The sequence below is a fragment of the Streptomyces sp. BK239 genome (genome assembly GCF_004217285.1).
GTDB lineage: Bacteria > Actinomycetota > Actinomycetes > Streptomycetales > Streptomycetaceae > Streptomyces.
The window spans coordinates 144132-163642 of sequence record NZ_SHKS01000005.1; the positions used below are offsets into that span (position 1 = coordinate 144132).

17 protein-coding genes are annotated in these 19511 nt (G+C 73.0%); 3 read left to right on the forward strand and 14 right to left on the reverse strand.

The window, feature by feature from the left end:
* Positions 1-2: 2 nt before the first annotated feature.
* The 7 genes from EV567_RS17045 to fahA form a co-directional block, all read right to left on the reverse strand.
* Complete coding sequence (locus tag EV567_RS17045; protein ID WP_130440920.1) at positions 3-836, reverse strand: ABC transporter ATP-binding protein; 834 nt, start codon at positions 834-836, stop codon at positions 3-5.
* A complete protein-coding gene (locus EV567_RS17050) occupies positions 820-1767 on the reverse strand; it encodes an ABC transporter permease (RefSeq protein WP_130440922.1) in 948 nt (315 codons plus the stop codon). The genes EV567_RS17045 and EV567_RS17050 overlap by 17 nt, the downstream gene beginning before the upstream one ends.
* The gene (locus EV567_RS17055; protein WP_130440924.1) at positions 1764-3128 is read right to left on the reverse strand and encodes an ABC transporter substrate-binding protein; all 1365 of its coding nucleotides are present in this window, start codon (positions 3126-3128) and stop codon (positions 1764-1766) included. The genes EV567_RS17050 and EV567_RS17055 overlap by 4 nt, the downstream gene beginning before the upstream one ends.
* A gap of 14 nt (positions 3129-3142) precedes the next feature.
* Positions 3143-3370, reverse strand: a complete 228-nt coding sequence (locus tag EV567_RS17060) for a ferredoxin family protein (RefSeq protein ID WP_030790138.1) — start codon at positions 3368-3370, stop codon at positions 3143-3145.
* 181 nt (positions 3371-3551) lie between these two features.
* On the reverse strand, positions 3552-4340 hold the full coding sequence (locus EV567_RS17065; RefSeq protein ID WP_130440926.1) for a GntR family transcriptional regulator: 789 nt from the start codon (positions 4338-4340) through the stop codon (positions 3552-3554).
* Between the two features lie 143 nt (positions 4341-4483).
* Positions 4484-5422 carry a M56 family metallopeptidase gene (locus EV567_RS17070; protein WP_130440928.1) on the reverse strand — a complete coding sequence of 313 codons (939 nt, stop codon included), beginning with the start codon at positions 5420-5422 and terminating at the stop codon, positions 4484-4486.
* Between the two features lie 271 nt (positions 5423-5693).
* Complete coding sequence (fahA, locus tag EV567_RS17075; protein ID WP_130440930.1) at positions 5694-6914, reverse strand: fumarylacetoacetase; 1221 nt, start codon at positions 6912-6914, stop codon at positions 5694-5696.
* 404 nt (positions 6915-7318) lie between these two features.
* Between fahA and EV567_RS17080 the strand changes: the two genes are divergently transcribed.
* On the forward strand, positions 7319-8629 hold the full coding sequence (locus EV567_RS17080) for a DegT/DnrJ/EryC1/StrS family aminotransferase (RefSeq protein WP_130440932.1): 1311 nt from the start codon (positions 7319-7321) through the stop codon (positions 8627-8629).
* 43 nt (positions 8630-8672) lie between these two features.
* Positions 8673-10853 (forward strand): lipopolysaccharide biosynthesis protein, encoded by a 2181-nt coding sequence (locus EV567_RS17085; protein WP_130440934.1) that lies wholly within the window; start codon positions 8673-8675, stop codon positions 10851-10853.
* Here the strand turns inward: EV567_RS17085 and EV567_RS17090 are convergent.
* The 6 genes from EV567_RS17090 to EV567_RS17115 form a co-directional block, all read right to left on the reverse strand.
* Positions 10774-11895, reverse strand: a complete 1122-nt coding sequence (locus EV567_RS17090; RefSeq protein ID WP_130440936.1) for a glycoside hydrolase family 26 protein — start codon at positions 11893-11895, stop codon at positions 10774-10776. The two genes, EV567_RS17085 and EV567_RS17090, sit on opposite strands and share 80 nt — an antisense overlap.
* 44 nt (positions 11896-11939) lie before the next feature.
* Positions 11940-12407, reverse strand: a complete 468-nt coding sequence (locus EV567_RS17095) for a DUF1616 domain-containing protein (protein WP_242620862.1) — start codon at positions 12405-12407, stop codon at positions 11940-11942.
* 4 nt (positions 12408-12411) lie between these two features.
* Positions 12412-14349: a hypothetical protein gene (locus EV567_RS17100; RefSeq protein WP_242620863.1), complete on the reverse strand. Its 1938-nt coding sequence runs from the start codon at positions 14347-14349 to the stop codon at positions 12412-12414.
* An 80-nt stretch (positions 14350-14429) separates the two neighbouring features.
* Complete coding sequence (locus EV567_RS17105; protein ID WP_207228788.1) at positions 14430-15221, reverse strand: polysaccharide deacetylase family protein; 792 nt, start codon at positions 15219-15221, stop codon at positions 14430-14432.
* Complete coding sequence (locus EV567_RS17110; RefSeq protein ID WP_207228789.1) at positions 15218-16696, reverse strand: glycosyltransferase family 2 protein; 1479 nt, start codon at positions 16694-16696, stop codon at positions 15218-15220. The genes EV567_RS17105 and EV567_RS17110 overlap by 4 nt, the downstream gene beginning before the upstream one ends.
* Before the next feature lie 48 nt (positions 16697-16744).
* Entirely contained in the window at positions 16745-17833 is a 1089-nt protein-coding gene (locus EV567_RS17115) for a GNAT family N-acetyltransferase (RefSeq protein ID WP_242620864.1), read from the reverse strand.
* A gap of 174 nt (positions 17834-18007) precedes the next feature.
* Between EV567_RS17115 and EV567_RS17120 the strand changes: the two genes are divergently transcribed.
* A complete protein-coding gene (locus EV567_RS17120; RefSeq protein ID WP_130440940.1) occupies positions 18008-18832 on the forward strand; it encodes an HAD family hydrolase in 825 nt (274 codons plus the stop codon).
* Between the two features lie 93 nt (positions 18833-18925).
* Here EV567_RS17120 and EV567_RS17125 read toward each other — a convergent pair whose 3' ends face one another.
* On the reverse strand, positions 18926-19396 hold the full coding sequence (locus EV567_RS17125) for a transglycosylase SLT domain-containing protein (protein WP_130440942.1): 471 nt from the start codon (positions 19394-19396) through the stop codon (positions 18926-18928).
* Between the last annotated feature and the right edge of the window lie 115 nt (positions 19397-19511).

Genomic DNA, 19511 nt, shown 5'->3' on the forward strand with positions numbered 1-19511 from the left:
TTTCACGAGCCGAGGGGGGTGAGGACGTCGTGCCGCAGGGCCACGCGCGCGGGGTCGTCGTGGGCGGAGCGGTCGCGTGGGCGTGGGACGTCCCGGACGGCGGCGAGACCGCCCGCGCCGAGCAGGGCGACGCGGTCGCCGAGGAACAGGGCCTCGTCCACGTCATGGGTGACGAAGACGACGGTCGCGCCCGTCCCGTGCAGCACTTCCACCAGCAGGTCCTGCATCCCCGCGCGAGTCTGCGCGTCGAGCGCGCCGAACGGTTCGTCCATGAGGACGGCACGCGGACGGCCGGCCAGGGCGCGCGCCAACTGGGCGCGCTGGCGCTGTCCGCCGGAGACGCGGTGGGGCAACTGCCGGGTCAGGTCGGCCAGTCCGACACGGCCGAGCCAGGACTGCGCTTGTTCCCTGCGCTGCGCGCGCGGCAGCCCCTGGATGGCGAGCGGGAGTTCGACGTTGGAGCGCAGGGTGCGCCAGGGCAGGAGGGCGTCCTCCTGGAAGACCAGCGCGCGGTCCGCCTCGGGGCCGGTGATCGGCCTGCCGTCCTGTTCCACGGTTCCGGCGAGGGTGGGCAGCAGTCCGGCCAGCGTGCGCAGCAGCGTCGACTTGCCGCAGCCCGAGGGGCCGACGACGGTGAGGATCTCGCCCGGCGCGATGTCGAGGTCGACGCCGGACAGGGCCGGGGCGTCGGGGCGGCCGAGCGTGGCGGCGCGGAAAGTGAGCCGGGTGCCGCGGCCCGGTGACGGCGTGGGCGTAGCCGGGGCCTGCCTGACCTCGGCGCCGGCGGTTGTTTCGCCCTGCGCGCGGCGCTCGGACGTCTCAGACGAGGTGCTCATCGCGTGCCTCCTCGGCGTCGGATGCGGAACCCCGGCGCGGGGATCCCCCGAGCACGGAGCCCCTGCGAGCGGATCCCTTGGCCGCGGGGGCGGCAGCGGACGGCGTCGGCGCGCCGGCCCGGGGGGTGCGGAGCCGGGCCCCGGGGACGTACGACGTCCTGGGCAGCCAGCGGGTCAGCCGGCGGCCCAGGAGCTCCACGGCGGTGGAGGTGAGCCAGCCGAGCACGCCGATGGTGACCATGCCGACGAAGACGCCCGGGTAGTTGACGATCGTGTAGTCCTGCCAGGTGCGGTAGCCGACGCCGTACTGGCCGGAGATCATCTCTGCGGAGATCACGCAGATCCACGACACGCCGATGCCGACCGACAGGCCGCCGAAGATGCCGGGCAGCGCCCCCGGCAGGACGACGGAGCCGAGGATCCGCCACCGGCCGCCGCCCATGGTGCTCACCGCCTCCTCCCAGACGGGGGTGAGCGCCCGGACCGCGTGGCGCGTGGACACCAGGACGGGGAAGAACGCGGCGGTGAAGGTGATGAAGACGATGCCCTGCTCGTTGGAGGGGAAGAGCAGGATCGCGACGGGGACCAGGGCGATCGCCGGGATCGGGCGGACGACTTCGAGGACCGGGCCGAGCAGGTCCTCGGCGAGCCGTGAACGCGCCACGAGCACGCCCGTGGCCACTCCCAGGACGGCGGCCAGGAGGAACCCGGTGAGGATGCGGGTGAGGCTGTCGGCGAGGTCGGTCCAGTAGTCGCCGCCGGCCAGGCGGTCGGCGAAGGCGTGGGCGACCTCGGTGACCGTCGGGAACTGCGAGAAACGCAGCCACAGGTCGACGTCCAGGCTGGTCAGCAGCTGCCACAGACCGAGGGCGGCGGCGAGGGAGAGCAGCCGGAGGGCGTAGCGGCCCACGCGTGGGGCGGGCCGGCTCACGCGGCACGCTCCAGGGCCTCCGCGTATGTGATGACGCGTGCGCCGCTGTGGGCGCCGATGTAGGCCTGCGCGGTCGCCGGGGCGACGAACGGCACCAGGTTGGCTCCGTCCGTCACCCAGACGGCCTTGTCGGCGAACCAGAGGGTGCCGGTGGTGGCGTCGGGGACGTAGGCGGCGCGGACGGCGTCTCGGTGTGCGGCCACGTAGGCGAGGAGTTGCGCGGGCGAGGCGAAGGAACGGGTCTCGGAGGCGCCCTTGGGCCACACCTCGCTCGCGGCCGGCGGGGGCGTGGCGGCGAGCCGCTTGCCGTAGGAGGCGCCGAGGGCCTTCTTGACGTACTGGTCGTCGACGAAGGAGTCCACGTCCACGTCCCCGGTCAGCTTCGCCGCCTCGAGGATCGACACGTCGTCCTTGAGAGCGGCGACGAGCTGCGGTTTGACGGAGGGGTCGAAGGTGGAGATGCCGTGGTCGCCGTTGTAGAGGTAGACGACCTCGGCGGGCAGGCCGGTGGCCTTGGCGACCGACTCGGCGGCGGCCACGGGGTGTGCGTCGAGGTAGTCGGTCGCCTGGGCCTGCGCCTTCAGGAACGCTTCGAGCACGGCCGGACGGTCCTTCGCGAAGTTCTCGCGGGCGGTGACGCCGTGGAAGGTCGGGAGGTTCAGCTGGGCGCCGTCGTAGAGGGCCTTGGCCTTGCCCTGGAAGGCGAGCAGACCGGGCCAGGCGACGAACTGGGAGAGGGCGTCCGCGCTGCCCGCGGAGAGCGCGGACGCCCCCACGGCGGGCTGCTGGTTGAGCTTGTCGATGTCCTTGTCGGGGTCGAGGCCGGCGCGTTGCAGGGCCCGGACGAGAGTGCCGTCGGCGGCCGAGCCCACGCTCGTGGAGACCTTCTTGCCCTTGAGGTCCGTCAGCGAGGCGAGCTGGGAGTCGGGAGCGGTGACGATGGTGTTGAGGCCGCCGCGGAGGTTGTAACCGGTGATCGAGACCAGGCGGGTGGGCTGGTCGAGCTGCTTGCCGCGGGCCGCGTTGATGAGGAGGGGGAAGTCGCCCATCGAGCCGATGTCGATCTTTCCCGCGGTCATCTGGGCGGTGATCGGCGCGCCGGTGGCGAAGTCCTGCCACTTCACCTTGTAGGTGGTGCCGTCGCCGAGCGCGTTGAGCTGCTTCTCGAAGTAGCCGAGGGAGCGCAGGAGGGTGCCGGCGGTGACCGTGTTGATGGTCTTGGACTGGTAGCCGACGGTGACGGTGACCGTCTTGCCGTCGCCGGCCTCCGCGCTGCCGCCGCAGGCGGCGAGCGGCAGCAGGAGCGCGGCGGCGCCGACGGCGGCCGCTGTGCGTTTCACGTCGAGCGCGATGCGTTTCATGGGGGTGGGACCTCTCACCGGAGCAGGTAGGGCATGTTGACCGTGACGGCTCCGGTGGGACAGCGGGCCGCGCACGGGCCGCAGTACCAGCACTCGTCGACGTGCATGTACGCCTTGCCGTTGCTCTCGTCGATGGCGAGGGAGTCCAGCGGACACATGTCCACGCAGAGGGTGCAGCCGTCGATGCACTTCGACTCGTCGATGGTCACGGGCACGTCGGCCCGCTGGGGGACCAAGGGCATGGCTGTCTCCAGGGAATGGCTCGCGAGAGGAATCGCGCGGCGGTGAACCGATCGGACCCCGCGGAACGATGAAGGGGTGAGAGCGGACGGGCAGGGGTGAAAGCGGAGGAAAGGGGCGAGCGGATGGCTGGTCGGGGCAGGTCGGTGAGGGGCGGGTGGATCGGGCGGGGCAGGGGAGGCGTCAGCGGGAGCGGTGCAGCAGACCGCTCATCGAGATGCGGTCGCCGCGGAAGCGGATGAACTCCAGATCGACCGGGCGGCCGTCGTCGAGGTGGGTGAGGCGTTCCAGCATCAGGACGGCCGCACCGCGCGGCGCCTCCAGTACGGCGGCGGAGTGGGCGTCGGCCGTCACCGCCTCCAGGGTGATCTCCGCGTGGCCGAGGCGCCGGCCGGTGACGGTCTCCAGCAGGCGGAAGACGTCGTTGTTCTCCAGGTCGGCGCCGAGCAGGGCGGTGCCGAGGTCGAGCGGGACGTAGGTGAGGTCGAGGGAGAGGGGGATGCCGCCAAGGCGGCGCAGGCGTTCGATGTAGAGCACGTCGGCGCCGGGCGGGACGTGGAGGCGGTCTGCCACCGGGGCCGGCGCGGGTACGGGACCGAGGTTGCGCACCTCGTTGGTGACGTGGCCGTGTTCGTGCAGGGTTTCGGCGAGGCCCATCAGGCGGTCGAGTCCGTGCGGGTACTTCTCGGCGACCACGACCGTGCCGACGCCGGGCAGGCGTTCCACGAGGCCCTCCGCCCGCAGCAGGTCCAGGGCCTGGCGGACGGTGTTGCGGGAGGCGCGGTAGTCGGTGGCGAGCGCCGATTCGTGGGGCAGCGTGCCGCTCGGGAAGCCGCCGGTGAGGAGCTGGCGGCGCAGGAGGTCGGCGAGCTGGCGAGCCTGGTCCGCGCGCAGCCGGCGACGCGTCCGGTGGGCGGCGACGGTGGTCGCGCCCTGTCCGGCGTGGTCTCGGATGCGGTCGGTCGGTGGCATGTTCTGGACCATACCTATCCGGTCGGAATTGTGGTGTTGCAGAACTGTTGCGCCACCTGACGAACCGAAAGGCGATGCGGTGACCTGGTGCTTTGTGTTCCGCGGGGGGAAGATCTGCCACCGGCGTGACCGGCGTCGGCGGCTCAGCCCAGCGCGGTGAGGCCTGGCGCGAAGGTGATCAGCAGCGGCAGCAGGGGGACGAGGGCGGCCACCGTCGTCGTCAGTGCGCGCTGTCGGCGCAGCAGCCGGGGAGGCGGCTGGAGGAGGCGGTCCACGCGTTCCCCCAGGAGGCGGTGACTGGACGCGCAGGACAGGACGCCTCGGTGCTGGTTCAGCTCGATCAGGGCCAGCGCGGTCGTCAGGTGACCGCAGCGGCGGGACGCCGTGTCGTCGGCGGCGAGTTCGACCAGGCGGTGCGTCTGGTCGCAGAAGTGGGCGAACAGGGGGATGCGCGGGAAGCCGGTGGCCAGCGCGGTCGACAGGTGCAGCAGCCAGTCGTGGTGGGCGCGGGCGTGATCGCGCTCATGGGTGAGGACCGCGTCGAGTTGAAGGGAGGTGAGGCGGTGCAGAGCACCGGTGGTCACGATCAGTTGGGGAGGATGGCCGGGCATCCACCAGGCGTCCGGGTAGTCGTCCTCGAGCACGAGGAGCGGGCCTCGCGCGGAGGGCAGCCCCGCCGGGAGGTCGGGGGCGCGCTCGCGCAGATGAGCGCGGGTCCGGCCGCGACGCCGGCGTGCCTCGACCAGCTCGCGGGCGAGCATCGCGGTGGTCCAGGCGGCCCCGCAGGCCAGCAGCAGGGTGAGGACGCTCGCCCACACGGGGGCGGTGGAGAGGTCGTACGCCTCGGTCACCGCCGGCGGGGCGGGGGCGAAGACCTGCGCGCGGACGGTGTGGAAGACGGCGGCGGCGCCCAGGACCAACGCCGTCAGACAGCACAGCAGGACCGTGGCGACCAGGCACTGCCACACCCACAGGGCGACCACCGGCTCCCGCTCGGGCCACTCGGCCCGGGTCAGCGCGCGCGGAGCCGGCAGGGCGGCCGTCAGGGCGACGACGCTGAGCAGGATCAGGCAGAGGGTCATGCTGCGGCTCCGGATCCTGGTCGAAGGGGGCTCGGCGTGCCCGCGCTGCGGGTGGTTCCGCCCTCGGGTGGCGTCCCCGGGGAGGGCGTCCCGCGGGTTGGCGTGGTGCGCGTCGCCATGGTGTGCGTTGCCGTGCTGTGGGCGGCCGTGCTCCGGGCGGGCGGGGCGGGTTCGGTGTCGTGGACCGTTCCCGCCGCCAGTATGACGGCGGGAACGGCCGCAGTCAGCCCGCCGGGAACTCTCGCCGGTTCCCTGCCCGCTGATCGTCTTCTCAGCCGGAGACGATGCGGCCCCTCACCTCTCCCAGCCCGACGCGCAGACCGCCCGGTCCCGGAGCCCACGCCGAGAGAGTCACCTCGTCGCCGTCCTCCAGGTACGTCCGCTTGCCGTCGGGGAGGTCCAGGGGGTCGCGGCCGTTCCAGGTCAGTTCCAGGAGGGAGCCGCGCTGGTCGGCGGCCGGGCCGCTCACCGTGCCCGAGCCGTAGAGGTCGCCGGTGCGCAGGGAGGCGCCGTTGACCGTCAGATGGGCGAGCTGCTGGGCGGCCGTCCAGTACATGGCGGAGAAAGGAGGCTCGGAGACGACGTGACCGTTGACGGAGACGGAGATGCGCAGGTCGTAGCCGGCGGGCTCGGCGGCGGAGTCGTCCAGGTAGGGGAGGAGGGGGTGGGTGCGCTCGGGAGGTGAGACGCGGGCCTCTTCCAGTGCCTCCAGCGGAGTGATCCACGCGGAGACGGAGGTCGCGAAGGACTTGCCGAGGAAGGGGCCGAGGGGGACGTACTCCCAGGCCTGGATGTCCCGCGCGGACCAGTCGTTGAGGAGGCACAGGCCGAAGACGTGCTCACGGAAGTCGGTCAGCGGGACCGGGCGGCCCTGCCGGGAGGGCACGCCCACCACGAAGCCGACCTCGGCCTCGATGTCGAGCCGCACGCTGGGGCCGAAGACCGGGGCCGGATCGGAGGGGGCCTTGCGTTGACCCGACGGGCGGACGACGTCGGTGCCGGAGACGACGACCGTGCCGGCGCGGCCGTGGTAGCCGATCGGGAGGTGCTTCCAGTTCGGCAGGAGGGTGTCGCCGGAGTCGGGGCGGAAGACGGCGCCCACGTTCCGGGCGTGGTGCTCGGAGGAGTAGAAGTCGACGTAGTCGGCGACCTCGAAGGGCAGATGCAGGGTCACCGAGGACAGGGGGTGGAGGAGCGGGGCGAGGGTCGTGCGGTGGGCGGGGTCGGTGACCCACTCCTTCAGCGCGCCGCGCACCTGTGACCAGGCGGTGCGGCCCGCCGACAGCAACGGCCCGAGAGTCGGGGCGGAGAGCAGGGAGGCGTGCGGGGAGCCGAGCGCCCGGGCCGCCGCGCCCGCGTCGAGGACGTGGTCGCCGAGACGGACGCCCACGGTCCGCCCTGCGGTGCCGGCAAGGGAGAAGACGCCGTAGGGGAGGTTGTGCGGGCCGAAGGGATCGCCCTCGGGGAGGTCGAAGGGGGCCGGGAGGGGCATCGGGTGCTGCCTCGCTTTCGTGCTCGCCATGCATGCGCCGCGTGTGCGCCGCGCATGCGCCATCTGTGCACACGGGTTCGCCATGACCGCGGGCTCGCCGAGAGGGAGGGCGCCGCGGGTGCTCGCCGGGGCCCGGCGGTGCTCCGAGCCGCCGCACACGTTACGGCTGACCTCGCGGAAGGGACACCGGAGCGACACGGAGGAGGCATGCGAACGGCACACCGGCGGCACAAGGGGGTGGCAGGTGGGGCGATTGACGCGGAGTGCTCCGCTTTCGGGCGGACTTGCGAAGTCGTCGACGTAAAGGGCCGCAATCTTGACGGAGCGGTGCGAACAGGGAGACTCTGGGCACCTGTTGGAAGGCCTCGGGGGAGGGGCTTTCCCCAGGCACACCTGGGGGGCTGATGGCCGTAGGGGAGGCCGGCCTCGGGTCGGCACGGCATGGTTCACGGCCGAAGCGGCTGGAAGCGGTCATGCGCGGCAGACTCGGCCGGGAATGCGTGTACGTCCCGTCGTGCCGGTTCGGGTTGTTCGTGGCCTTGCGTCACTGGTGCCCGTCCGGCGGGCGGGTGTTGATGTCGCCGGTCACCGACGACGTGATCTTCTTCGTGGTGCTCGCGGCGGGACTGCGGCCGGTGCAGGCGCCGTTGAAACCGCTGGACGCGTCGATCGACGTGGACGCGGTGCCCGACGAGGTGTGGGGTTCGCTGTCGGCGGTGCTGACCACGAACCTCTACGGCAACCCGGACGACGCGCCGAAACTGCGGGAGAAGTGCGGCGCGCTGGCGATCCCGTTGTTGGAGGACGGCGCGCACGCCGTCGGCAGCCGGGTGGGGGGCCGTCCCGTCGGCGGCTGGGGCGACGCATCCGTCTTCAGCCTGTCCAAGCACGTGGGCGCCAAGGCGGGCGGCTTCCTGTCCTGTGCCGACCCGGGGCTGCGCGAGGCCCTGGAGAAGAGCTGCACGGACCTGCTGTCGCCGGGCCGGCTCTCGGCCGAACTGGCCTTCACCGTCCGGCCGTACGCGGAGGCGGCCGTGCGGGGGCTGCGGCTGAGACGCCCGGCGTGGGCCGCGATGCGGCTGCTCGGGCTGACGGAGCGCGAGGGGATACGGATGCCGCTGCGTGCGGACGAACTGGCCCGGGCGGTCGAGGCGGCGCCGGACCTCACCGCCCACGACTCCTGGGTCCGCGTCGACATGCACGACTACCGGCTCCGCTCCGGACGTCTCCGCCTGCACCGGATCGAGCACCGGCTCGACCGCCTGGACGAGACGCTGGCCGCTTGCAGGGCGGGCACCGAGACGCTGCTGCCGACGCGGTGGGCGAGACCGGAGGGGCTCGCCACGGCGGTCGGGACTGCCACGGCGGAGCGGCCCGCCATGAGGGACGGGCCTGCCACGGTGAGCCTCGTGGCGGGCAGGGAGAAGCCGCAACCGCTGTTCCGGGTGCCGCTGTTCGTCGCCGACCGGGACGCGGCCATCGTGGCGCTCGCGCGGCGCGGCATCGTCGTCGGGTACCTGTACGACCCGCCGCTCGACGACTACGCGGGCCCCGCCTTCACCGACCCCTCGCCCGATCCCGTGGGGGCGCGCTGGTTCGCGCGGCACGCGTTGCCCGTGGATCCGCTGCGGGCGCGGGAGGTCGTCGAGGTGCTTCAGGAGTGCGACGCCCGGCCGGCCGAGGCGCCGGGAGGACTGGAGCGGGCGCGTGGCTGAGTCAGGGACCGGAACACAGGCCGGGACGCGGGCGGGGGTGAGCATGGGACCGGCGTCCGCCGGGGGCGCGGGGGGCTCCGGCTCACTGTTCAGGAACGGCTACTTCCTCATGCTCAGCACCGGCGTCTCCGCCGTGCTGGGGCTGGGCTTCTGGCTGGTGGCCGCCCGCTACTACACAGAGGAGGCGGTCGGGCAGGGCTCCGCCGCGATCGCCGCGATGCGTCTTCTCGCCAGCATCACGGCGACGACGATGATCGGCGCCGTCGTCCGCTTCGTGCCGCGCGCGGGGCGGGCCACGGGCTCGCTGGTGTGGCGGACGTACGCCGCGAGTTCGGTCGTCGTCGCGGTCGCGGGGGTCGTCTTCCTGCTCACCCTCGACCTGTGGGGAGCGTCGTACGCGCCGCTCGGCACGCCGCTCGCGGGGGCCGTGTTCGTCCTGGCGTGCGTGGCGTGGGCGCTGCTCACGCTGCAGGACGGGGTGCTGACCGGTCTGCGCAGGTCGGGGTGGGTTCCGGTCGGCAACGCGGTGTTCTCCGTCGGCAAGCTGATCCTGCTGGTCGTCTTCGCCGGCACGGTGCCGGTGCTCGGCATCTTCGTGTCCTGGGCCGTGGCGATCGTCTTCTCCACACTGCCGCTCGGCTGGCTGATCTTCCGCAGGCTGATCCCGGGCCAGGCCGCCGCCGACCGCGACCTGGAGCCGCCGCGGCCGCGGGAGATGGGCCGCTTCCTGGCGGGGGACTCGCTGGGCGCGCTGTTCAGTCTGGCGATGATCAACCTGCTGCCGGTGATGGTCGCGGTCCGCTTCAGCGCGGCGGAGAACGGCTACTTCTACGTGGCGTACACCGTCGGCGGGACCATGGAGTTCATGGCCATCAACATGGCCTCCTCCCTGACCGCCCATGCCTCGCACGATCCCGGGCAACTCGCCGACGGAGTGCGCGGGGCGCTGCGCCGGATGATCGTGCTGCTCGTGCCGGTCGTGCTGGTGCTGGTGCTGTTCGCCCCGCGGATCCTGCTGCCGTTCAGCGAGGACTACGCCGAGCACGGCACGACCGTGCTGCGCCTGCTGGCCGCCGGCGCGCTGCCACGGGTCGTGGTGGAGCTGTACATAGGGGTGCTGCGGGTGCAGGGGCGCACCGGGGTGCTCGCCGGGCTCCAGGGCGCCATGTGCACGGCGGTGCTGGGCAGCGCGGCGGTCCTGTTCGCTCCGGCGGGCATCGCGGGGGCGGGGTGGGCGGTGCTGCTGAGCATGTCGCTGATCGCCGGCGTCTCCGTCGTGGGCCTGCGGTCCGCACTGCGGCGTGACGCGACCCTGCCCGGCGGCGTGACCCTGCCCCGTGACGTGACGCTGCCGGGCGATGCAGCCCGGCCCCTCGGTCCGCCGGCCTCCGCCGCCCCTGCCTACGGCACCGGCTGGGCGCGGCTGAACGCGACGGCCGGACACGACGGAACCGGCCTGGACCGCTGGGGGAGTCGCGGATGGACGGCCGTCGACGAGGACACGGTCGCCTTGTTCACGGGGCGCCCCGGGAGCCTCCAGGGTCGCGACGAGGGGCGGCTAGAGCGGCGGGAACGGTGGCTCACCGGTGCACTGTGGGGGCTGCTGGGCGTGGCCACCATGGCATTCTGGGCCGCGTTGCGTGCTCTGCCGTGGTTCGACGGCGCGTCCAGAGCGATGAGTGGCCGTCAGATGCTGGAGGCGACGCCGCTCCCGGCGCTCGTCGCGGTCGGCGTGCTGCTCGTGGTGTTCGTCGGGTCGGTCACGTTGAGGCACGTGCGGGACGCGTGGCTGCCGGGCGCGGCGCTGGGTTCGGCGCTGCTCGCCCTGCACGCCGTACCGGTGGCGCTCGGCCGGGAACCTCGGCCGGTGGACGGGACGTTGTACGTACGGGCTGCCGAAGTCCTCGCACGGGGGGCGGGGGTCGACGGCCCCGAGCCGTTGCTGCGGTGGGCGCCGCCGCTCCTGCTGCTGTCAGGTCTCGTACCGCTGTGGCTGCTGCTCGCCCGCGTGGGCGGCAGGCTGACGTGGCCGGGGTGCTGGGGGGTGCTGTATCTCGTCGCGATGGGCGGTTGGGTGTGGCGGCAGGAGCTCGCGTCGCTGGCCCTGCCGGTGTGGGCCGTGCTCGCGGCACTCGCCGTGAGCGTCAGCGTGACGGCAGGGGCTGGTGGAAGTAGCCGTTCCGGCCGGCCTCGTGATAACCCTCCAGCCCGGGGCCCTCGTTGACGGTCAGGTCGCACTCGGGCTTCTCGGAGGCCGGCCGGTTCCAGTGGACCAGCGCCCTGACCTCCGGCAGCTTCTTCACGGCGGCGGGGATCGCGGTGTACCAGTCGCGCTGGCGCGGCGGGTCGTCGGCGTCGGGCGCGGTGGCGAACTCGGCGAGCATCACCGGCTTGGCGTCGGAGACGTTCTCGCGCAGCCATGTGTAGCCGGGCCGCTGGCTGTCGAGGAAGTCCTTCCAGTCGGTGGTGTCATGGCAGGCGTAGTAGTTGTACTGGTCCATGGCGATCCAGTCGACGTACTCGTCCCCGGGGTAGAGCGCCTTCATGTCGTCCGCGCTGCCGAGGTAGCCGGAGACGGTCCACACCCACACGACGTTGTCGGCGCCCAGCGCCCGGAACCGTTCGTGGAGGTGACGGTAGGCGGCGACGAACTCCTCCGGGGTGCCCGCGCCCTCCTTCACACGGGCGTCGGTCTCCTGGTCGAAGGAGAGGAAGACGCGTTTGCCGTAGGCCTTGATGCGCCGGATCTGCGGATCGAGGATCTCCTCGTCGTACTTCCCCGAGGCGATGTTCTTCCAGCCGAGCTGGGTCTCGGTCCAGTTCTCGTGGTGCGGCTCGGTCCAGACGGTGGACTCCCAGGCCAGCATGAGCAACCGGTCCCGGCCGAGCTGCTGCTCGTCGGACGTGAGGAGCTGTCCGTCGAGCTCGCCGCCCGACATGTCGTGGTAGTTGTAGACGAGGTCGAGCCTGCGGCCGATCCGCTTCTCGAAACCGAGCACCGCGTCCTCGAGGGAACCGTTCTCCGCGTACGGCACATAGGCGCCCCACCACGCGCCGCACGGCGGGACCAGCGTGCCGGAGGGCGCGCAGTCGCCGGTGGGCAGCGCGCCGGAGGCCGCGTTCGCGGGCAGATCGCCACCCGAGCCTCCCAAGCCACCCGAGCCACCCGAGCCGCCTGAAACCCCCGAGCCCCCCGAGTAGTCGGGACGGCCGACCCACAGCCCGAGCCCCGCGAGCAGAGCGACGCCCACCGAGACCACCGCCATCACCGTCGCGACGGCGTACCACCGCCTGATTCTCCTCGCCCCCGTCACAGCCGACTGCCGGTGTCGCCGTCGGCGGTACCGCCCCCGCCGGCCCCGGGCCGCCGCGCTGCGGGCAGCGGCAACCCCGGCAGAAGCGTGACGACCGTGGTGAAGCCGGCGAGCCAGAAGAGGAATGCCGTCACCGAGAACGCCTTCACCAGGAACAGCGAGGTGGCGGTGAGCACACCGAGGGACAGGCTCACGGGCGCGGCCAGCGCGAAGGCCTCCAGCCGCGCGCCCAGGGTCAGCCGTTCCGGCTGCGGGTAGAGCGCGGCGCAGCCCGGGCCGAACAGGACGAAGAGCAGCACCGGGATCCAGCGCAGCGGCCCGGGGCCGGGGAGGGCGGTGGCGGCCAGCGCGACCCAGCCCGAGACCGCGACGAGGAGTCTGAAGCGCGTGGAGGCGGCGCTGCCGCCACCGGCGCCCAGCGAGGCAGCGGAAGGGCCGGCGTTCTCACGGCGGGCGGAGTCCATCAGTTCACCTCACTGACCGCGAGGACGGAGCGGCGGCCGGGCGGTACTCCAGGACGACGCCGTAAGGGTGGCTCTCCACCGTGCGGAAGAGCGGAGAGGCCGACAGTCTCGTGCGCAGCACCTGGAAGCCGCCGGCGGGCAGCAGGCCCTCCCCGGCCGCGTAGACGTCCTGGGTGTGGGTGAGGATGACGTACGCCTTCGCCCCCGGCGGGATGCCGGCGGCGAGGTAACGGGCCGGGTCCCTCAGCATCCTCTCGTTCTCGGGCAGTTCCTGCTCGGCGAAGAACCAGTGTTCGAGACGGTCGTAGCGGTGGAGCGCCTGCGGGAAGGAGCCGCTGGTGGCGAGGATGAGGGAGCCGTCGGGTGCGTCGTCGAGGGTCCGGGTGACCAGCGCGGTCTCCTCGGGCGGCGTGTAGAACATCTCCTCCTTGCCGTAGTACGACGGCAGGAAGCCGGCCAGCAGTGCCAGCAGCGCCGTCGGCAGGGCGAACGCCGCGGCCCGGCGCCAGAGCGTGGTCGCCCGGCCGCCACGCCGGGCCCCCGCGGTGGCCGGCACCAGCGCGGCTGCGGCGAAGAAGGCCGCGCCCGGAAGGGCGAACAGATAGACCCGGAAGAGCATCTCGCCGCCGTAGTCGTTGACGGCGAACAGCGGAACCGGCGCCACGGACACCAGCAGCAGCGGCAGCGCGCTGAGGGTGAGCCGGCGCCGCAGCACGACGGCGACCCCGGCGAGGGCGGCGACCGTGAGGACCATCAGCACGTTGGCCTCACCGGCGAGTTCGGGGCCGGGGCCGGTGAGCTGTCCGGCGTACCCGGCGCGGGAGTTTTGGGTCAGCTCGCCGATCGACTGCCTGAGGGTGGAGAGCGTCTCGACGAACAGCGGCCGGCCCATGGTCAGGTCCCAGGTGAGCATGAGCAGCGCGGCGACGACCAGGAGCCCGTAGTTGCGGTAACGGCGGGTGAGGCTGAGCGCGGCGAGGCAGACGCAGAGCATCACCGGGGTGAGCTGGTGCGTGGCGTTGACGGCGGCGATCAGCGGGGCGAGGATCACGACGCAGAGCGCGCGCTGCCCGCGGCCGGTGGGCGGCGGCACGGCGGCGGCCGCCGGGTCGAGGAAGGCGCGGTCGCGCAGCCGGCCGGCGGAACCCGGCCGCACGAAGTGCCGCAGCACGACCGCGAGGACCGTCAGGTGCAGCAGGTAGGCGAGGCCCTGCGGGGAGAAGTAGTCCTGGCCCACCCAGTTGGCGAGCTGGAAGACCCACACGGCGGTCCAGATCAGCCGCCAGTCGTCGCAGAACGTGCGGTAGACGAGGACCAGCACCGGCATCATCAGCAACCCGAGGACGACGGGCGCCCAGTTGGCGTACGACGAGGAGCTCTGCACGCCGAAGGCGCGCACCAGGCCCGCGTTCAGCGTGAAGAAGCCGGGCCACTGGTCGTAGGCCGACATGTTGCCCGACAGCGCCGCGCCGGGCCGCAGTTCGCCGTTGGCGAGCAGCGTGTCGACGACGGCGTCGTGCTTGGACGCCCAGGGGTAGCGCACCGCGTCGTACAGGATCGCGGGCGGGGCCTTGAGGGCGAACAGCAGGGCGGCGCAGTGCGCGGCCGGCCACCAGGGCGCGGTGCCGGCGCGCCGCAGGCTCAGGACGAATCCGGCGGTGAGGACCAGCAACGACAGGTAGTAGGCGGGCGGGAGGCGGTCGAGCAGACCGTATTCGCCCATCTCGCGGAAGCCGATGCGCGGCAGGGAGTACACCCACAGCCCGGCGGCGAGCAGCAGCGCGGGCATGGCGGGGCCGGGCCTGCGGCGCGGGAACCGCAGGGGTCTCCGGCCGTGTCGGGTGCTCCGCTCCGGACGGCCCGGACCGGTGACGGCGTCAGGGCCGGGAGCGGACGGCGGCGCGTCGCTCCCCTGCGCCGGCACGGGCACATGTGACTGCACGCTGGGGCTCCCTCCCCGGGCCGAGTGCGGAAACGCTGTTCACGTCGATCGCTCGAAGTGCTCCGGTCTTCCAGGACGGTTCAGCCGGCGAACACCGGCCCTCGCACGACGGCTCGGGCGCGCCGGTACCACCGCCAGCCGACCGTCAGGGGCCCGTCCCGGTAGGGGGCGACACGGGCGCCGCCGCCCGCGAGCCACGTCTCGACGTCGGCGACGGTGTGGCCGCGGCGCACGATGAGGCGGGCGATGCGGTAGCGCTCGTCGCGGTCCGAACTGAGCGCGTGGCGCACGGCGGTGGCCGTCTCGTAGCCGGCGGCGGCGGCCGTACGGCGGACCCGGCCGCTGTTGTAGCCGTGCGGGTAGGCGAGATGACGGACCGGATGGCCGAGGGCGTCCTCCAACACGGCTCGTGACGTGCGCAGTTCGCGGGCCAACGCCCTCGGCCCCAGGGTGTCCAACTGGGCGTGGGTGACCGTGTGACTGCCGATCTCCGTTCCGGACTCCTCCAGCCGTGCCGCGTCCGCCAGGGTCATCATCGGCGCGGGCGGCAGCAGGCTGCGGCCTCCCGGGGCGATGGCGCCGGTGGTGAGGTAGGCGGTGGCGGACAGTCCGCGTCCGGCCAGCGCGTCGGCGGTCGGGCCGGGCAGGTCGGCGAAGCCGTCGTCGAAGGTGAGCAGCACCGGACGGGCCGGCAGCGGCACCCGCCCCGCGAGGTGGTCGGCGAGCGCGCTGATGGTGACGGGCGTACGGCCGCTGTCGACGACGGCGTCGAGATGGCGGCCGAACTCTTTCGGGGCGACCGTGAACTCGGCGATCCAGTCCGGCGGGTCGTCCGTCACGGCGTGATACAGCAGCACCGGTACGGCGGTCATCGCGCACCTCCCGGCGGCGTGAACGGCACGTCCGGAGACCGCCGAAGGGGGCCGACGAGTGCTCGCCGGGCGCGGAGATAGCCCACGGGTCCGTACAGCATCCCCCTGCGCTGCAGCCGCGACAGCCGCCGAGGCCAGGCGTGCGTCCGCTCGTCGTATCCCCCGGGCGCACTCCGTGCACCGGCTTCCACACCGGCGCCCGCACCCGCGCGAGCGCCGTCGGTAACTCCCGCGCGCGCCTCCGTCTCGGCCCCCGCCTCCCGGCCGGCCGTCAGCGTCCGGGCGTGGGCGAGCCCCCGGGGCAGTCGGGCGAGGAACGCCGGGAGGAGGGAGGGGCGGTTGACGAGGAGGGCGGTGAGGTAGGCGGTGAGTCCGGCGCCGTAGCCGTACGCCTGGTTCTCCAGGTCGCGCCAGGTCTGACGGTGGTGGTGCCAGACCAGGGCCAGCGGCGTGTAGTGCAGCCGGTGGCCCTGGGCGAGGACGCGGACGAACCCGTACAGGTCGTCGCCGCCGCGGGCCGGGGTGCCGACGCCGGTCGCCGGGTCGAAGCCGCCGACCGCGCGCAGCACGTCCGCCCGGAACGCCATGTTCGCGCCGGAGCCGAACCGGCCCGCGGTGAAGGGGAACAGCGGCTCGTCGGCGGGCGGGTCGTACGGGTCGTACGTCCGTGCCCTGAAGCCTTTCGCGAAGCCGCCGTGACTCTCCAGCAGCACCTGGGCCGGGGTGCGCAGCAGGGCGGGAAGGATCAGGCCGGTGACGCAGCCGAGGCCGGGGTCGGCGGCGAAGGGCGCGGTGAGTTCGGTGAGCCAGCGTGGGTCGGCGACGACGTCGTCGTCGGTGAAGGCGACGACCTCGCCGTGCGCGGCCCGGACGCCCCTGTTGTGCGCGACGGCGAGTCCGGGCACCGGCTCGACGATGTGGCGCACCCGCTCGCCGTACTTGCGTTCGATCAGCTCCCGGGTGGTGTCCGTGGTCGGCGCGTTGTCGACGACGACGATCTCGAAGTCGGGATGGTCCTGGGCGAGCAGCGAGTCGAGCGCGTGCGCCAGCCGGTCGGCGTGCTCGCGGGTGGCGATCACGACGGTGGTGGACGGTGCGGGAGGCGTGGAGACGGTGGTGGACGGTGCGGGAGGCGTGGAGACGGTGGTGGACGGTGCGGGAGGCGCGGTCGCCGCCGGCCGTGGGCCCACCCGCTCCCGGGCCCGCGCGGCGAGGAACGTCCTGGGGTCGGCGCCCTCCGGGACCCGTCCGAGGAGGGTGCCGACCGGCCGGCCGCCCCTTCTGACCAGGAGGAACACCTCGCCGTGCGTGACGGGCGGACTGCCGGGCCCGGGCCTCAGCGTCACCTCCCCGCGGGCGTCCCCGCCGGCAGCGGCGCAGGCGTCCCCGTCGGGCAGGTCCAGTTCGGCGACCTGAACCGGACCGATGTCCAGGAACCTTCGGATCTCCCGCTGGACACGTGGCGCACGCGACACGATGTGCTCCCCTCTCCCGAACCGCCGGCTCCTCACCGCCAACCGCCCTCACCTCCCCCGGATCCGGCCCGCGCTCCTCAGCGCCCGGTTCGCCGCCGCGGCCAGCCTCGGCCGGTTACGGACGAAGTGGTGGGCGCGGCGGGACGGCTCCCGGCTGAGCCAGTGCAGCGCGGCGCCCGCCCACGGCCGCGTCCAGGCGCCCTCGTACACGGGCAGCTCGCCCGTTCTCAGCGAGTCCTTGTACTCGGCCGCGCCGCGCCCCAGATCCAGCAGGCCGATGCCTTCGGCGGCGGCCGCCTCCGCCATCCGCAGATGCAGCACCAGACCCGGCGAGTACTTCGCGAACGCCGGGTCGTAGGCGGGGAACCAGCAGGCCAGGACGGTCGTCGACCGCAGCCCGAAGTGGGCGGCGACGGGCCGCCCGCCGGCGTAGAGGACGGACAGCGCGCCGGAGCAGTCGGGGGCGCGCGTCTCGGTCGCGAGCCGGTGCACGAGCCGGGTGATCCACTGCTGGGCGAACCGGTCCCGGCGCCCGGTGCGCCGGTACTGGGCGGACTTCCACGTCATGAGCGTGCGCAGCGCGGCGGGATCCCGCTCGTCGAACACGAACCGCAACGGTCCGGCGTGCCGGCCGAGCCTGCGCTCCTTGGCGAGGGTCGTCCTCAGGAACCTGGGCGACTGTGCGCGCAGGACGGACTCGTAGGTCTCGTACCCCTTCTCCACGTCGATGACGTAGGAGGCGTACTCGGCCGCCGCGTACCGCGTGAACAGGTTCTGCTCCGCCTCCAGGTTGTCGAAGGCGAAGCTCGACAGGGAGCAGGCGCGCATCAGTTCGGCCGCGTCGAGCCGGAGCCCCGGGCTCAGTACGGCCCCCTGCGCGTCGCAGACGCCGTACGCGAGGGCCTGCCCCTGTCCCAGCGGGCCCCGCTCGTGGGGCAGGAAGCCGACCGGTTCGCGCCCCTCGTACACCACCGCCACGCGCGTGCGCGGGCGCACGCGCCCCACGGCGTCGGCGAACTCGGGTTCCATGAAGGGGTTGCGTGGAGCGGTCGACGCCGCGCGCAGCGCGCGCCACCGCTCCCGTTCCCCCTCGCCGAGAGCCTCCGGCTCCAGCACACGGATACGTCCACTGTTCAACCTGACCCCCCGATCAAGCCCCCCGGACACTGTGGACGGTACCCCTCCAGACGGTGCGAGCGGTAGGTAGCGGACCATGTTGTTGCCAACCGGTGCAGAACCGCCCTTTCCCTCCCTGCGGAACGGTTGATTCGGCGGTGAGTTGGGGGTGTCCGGGATCCGTATTCTCTGGTCATGGCCGCACCTCACGCATATGCCGCGCGCTCCGCGTACGCCCTCATCGCCACCGACCTGGACGGAACGCTGCTCCGCGACGACGACACGTTCTCCGACCGGTCGCTCGACGCGCTCGCACGGGTCGCGGCCGCCGGCGCCCGTCACCTCGTGGTGACCGGCCGCCCGGCGCCACGGGTGCGGCCGCTGCTGCGGATCCTGCGGAGCAGGGGGCTCGCGGTGTGCGGACAGGGCGCGCAGGTGTACGACATCGCGGCGGACCGCCTGCTGTGGTCGGTCACCCTGGACCGGGAGCTGGCCGAGGTGGCCCTGGGCAAGATCGAGGCCGAGGTCGGTCAGGTGTACGCGGCCGTCGACCAGAACGGCGTCGACGGGCTGACCCTCATCGAGCCGGGCTACCGGATGCCGCACCCGACCCTGCCCGCCCTGCGGGTCGGCTCGCGCGAGGACCTGTGGTGCGAGCCGATCAGCAAGGTGCTGCTGCGCCATCCCACCCTGTCCGACGACGAGTTGGCGGCGACGGCCCGCTCGGTGGTCGGTTCGCTCGCCACCGTCACCATGTCGGGGCCGGGCACGGTGGAACTCCAGCCGTCCGGCGTCACCAAGGCGACGGGACTCGCCCTGGCCGCCGAGCACCTCGGTCTGCGGCCTCAGGACACCCTCGCCTTCGGCGACATGCCCAACGACATCCCCATGTTCGACTGGGCGGCGCGTGGCGTGGCGATGGCCAACGCCCATCCCGAGCTCAAGGCGGTGGCCGACGAGGTGACGGCGTCGAACGAGGACGACGGCGTGGCCGTCGTCCTCGAACGACTCTTCCCCTAGGCGCACGGGCCCCTACGGGTCTACGGGCCCTACGTGTCCCACGGAGCTCCGGGTACTGCGGGTCTCCGGGTCCTGCTGGTACGTCCAGTACGTCTAGTACGCGCCGAAGACGTTGTCGATGGAGCCGTACCGGGCCGCCGCGTAGTTGCACGCGGCGGTGATGTTGGCGACCGGGTCGTAGGGGTCGTACGCGGTGCCGGCGACGTGGTACGCGGCGAAGGTCGGGTCGATGACCTGGAGCAGCCCCTTGGACGGGGTGCCCTTGGCCGCGTTGGAGTCCCACAGGTTGATGGCGTTCGGGTTGCCCGAGGACTCGCGGATGATGTTGCGGTAGATGCCGTGATAGGTGCCCGGGATCTTCTTCTCGGCCATGATGGCGAGCGACTGGCGGATCCACCCGTCCAGGTTGTTGGGGTAGCCGGCGAGCGTGGTCTCGGGGGCGGCGGTGGTGGCGGCCGAGGCGGTGCTCGCTCCGGCGACGGGAAGGGCGAGCGCGGCGACGCCGGCGCAGGCGACGGCGATGGCGCGGGTGAAGCGGCGGCGGTGCTGAGCGGCAGCGGACATGGGGGCGTTCCTCTCCGGCGCCTGCGGGGTGAGCTGTCGGGTTCGGGCGGGAGCTGCCCGGTCGGCGCCGTGGGGTACGGCGACACGACTTCACCCCGAGTCGGCCCGCGGTACG

Bases quoted from the DNA above. Each gene is read 5' to 3' on its own strand.
- EV567_RS17125 (WP_130440942.1), bottom strand. From the start codon at position 19,396: ATGTCCGCTGCCGCTCAGCACCGCCGCCGCTTCACCCGCGCCATCGCC.
- fahA (WP_130440930.1), bottom strand. From the start codon at position 6,914: ATGCCCCTCCCGGCCCCCTTCGACCTCCCCGAGGGCGATCCCTTCGGC.
- EV567_RS17060 (WP_030790138.1), bottom strand. From the start codon at position 3,370: ATGCCCTTGGTCCCCCAGCGGGCCGACGTGCCCGTGACCATCGACGAG.
- EV567_RS17045 (WP_130440920.1), bottom strand. From the start codon at position 836: ATGAGCACCTCGTCTGAGACGTCCGAGCGCCGCGCGCAGGGCGAAACA.
- EV567_RS17105 (WP_207228788.1), bottom strand. From the start codon at position 15,221: ATGACCGCCGTACCGGTGCTGCTGTATCACGCCGTGACGGACGACCCG.
- EV567_RS17080 (WP_130440932.1), top strand. From the start codon at position 7,319: ATGGCCGTAGGGGAGGCCGGCCTCGGGTCGGCACGGCATGGTTCACGG.
- EV567_RS17095 (WP_242620862.1), bottom strand. From the start codon at position 12,407: ATGGACTCCGCCCGCCGTGAGAACGCCGGCCCTTCCGCTGCCTCGCTG.
- EV567_RS17120 (WP_130440940.1), top strand. From the start codon at position 18,008: ATGGCCGCACCTCACGCATATGCCGCGCGCTCCGCGTACGCCCTCATC.
- EV567_RS17055 (WP_130440924.1), bottom strand. From the start codon at position 3,128: ATGAAACGCATCGCGCTCGACGTGAAACGCACAGCGGCCGCCGTCGGC.
- EV567_RS17090 (WP_130440936.1), bottom strand. From the start codon at position 11,895: ATGGCGGTGGTCTCGGTGGGCGTCGCTCTGCTCGCGGGGCTCGGGCTG.
- EV567_RS17085 (WP_130440934.1), top strand. From the start codon at position 8,673: ATGGGACCGGCGTCCGCCGGGGGCGCGGGGGGCTCCGGCTCACTGTTC.
- EV567_RS17070 (WP_130440928.1), bottom strand. From the start codon at position 5,422: ATGACCCTCTGCCTGATCCTGCTCAGCGTCGTCGCCCTGACGGCCGCC.
- EV567_RS17065 (WP_130440926.1), bottom strand. From the start codon at position 4,340: ATGCCACCGACCGACCGCATCCGAGACCACGCCGGACAGGGCGCGACC.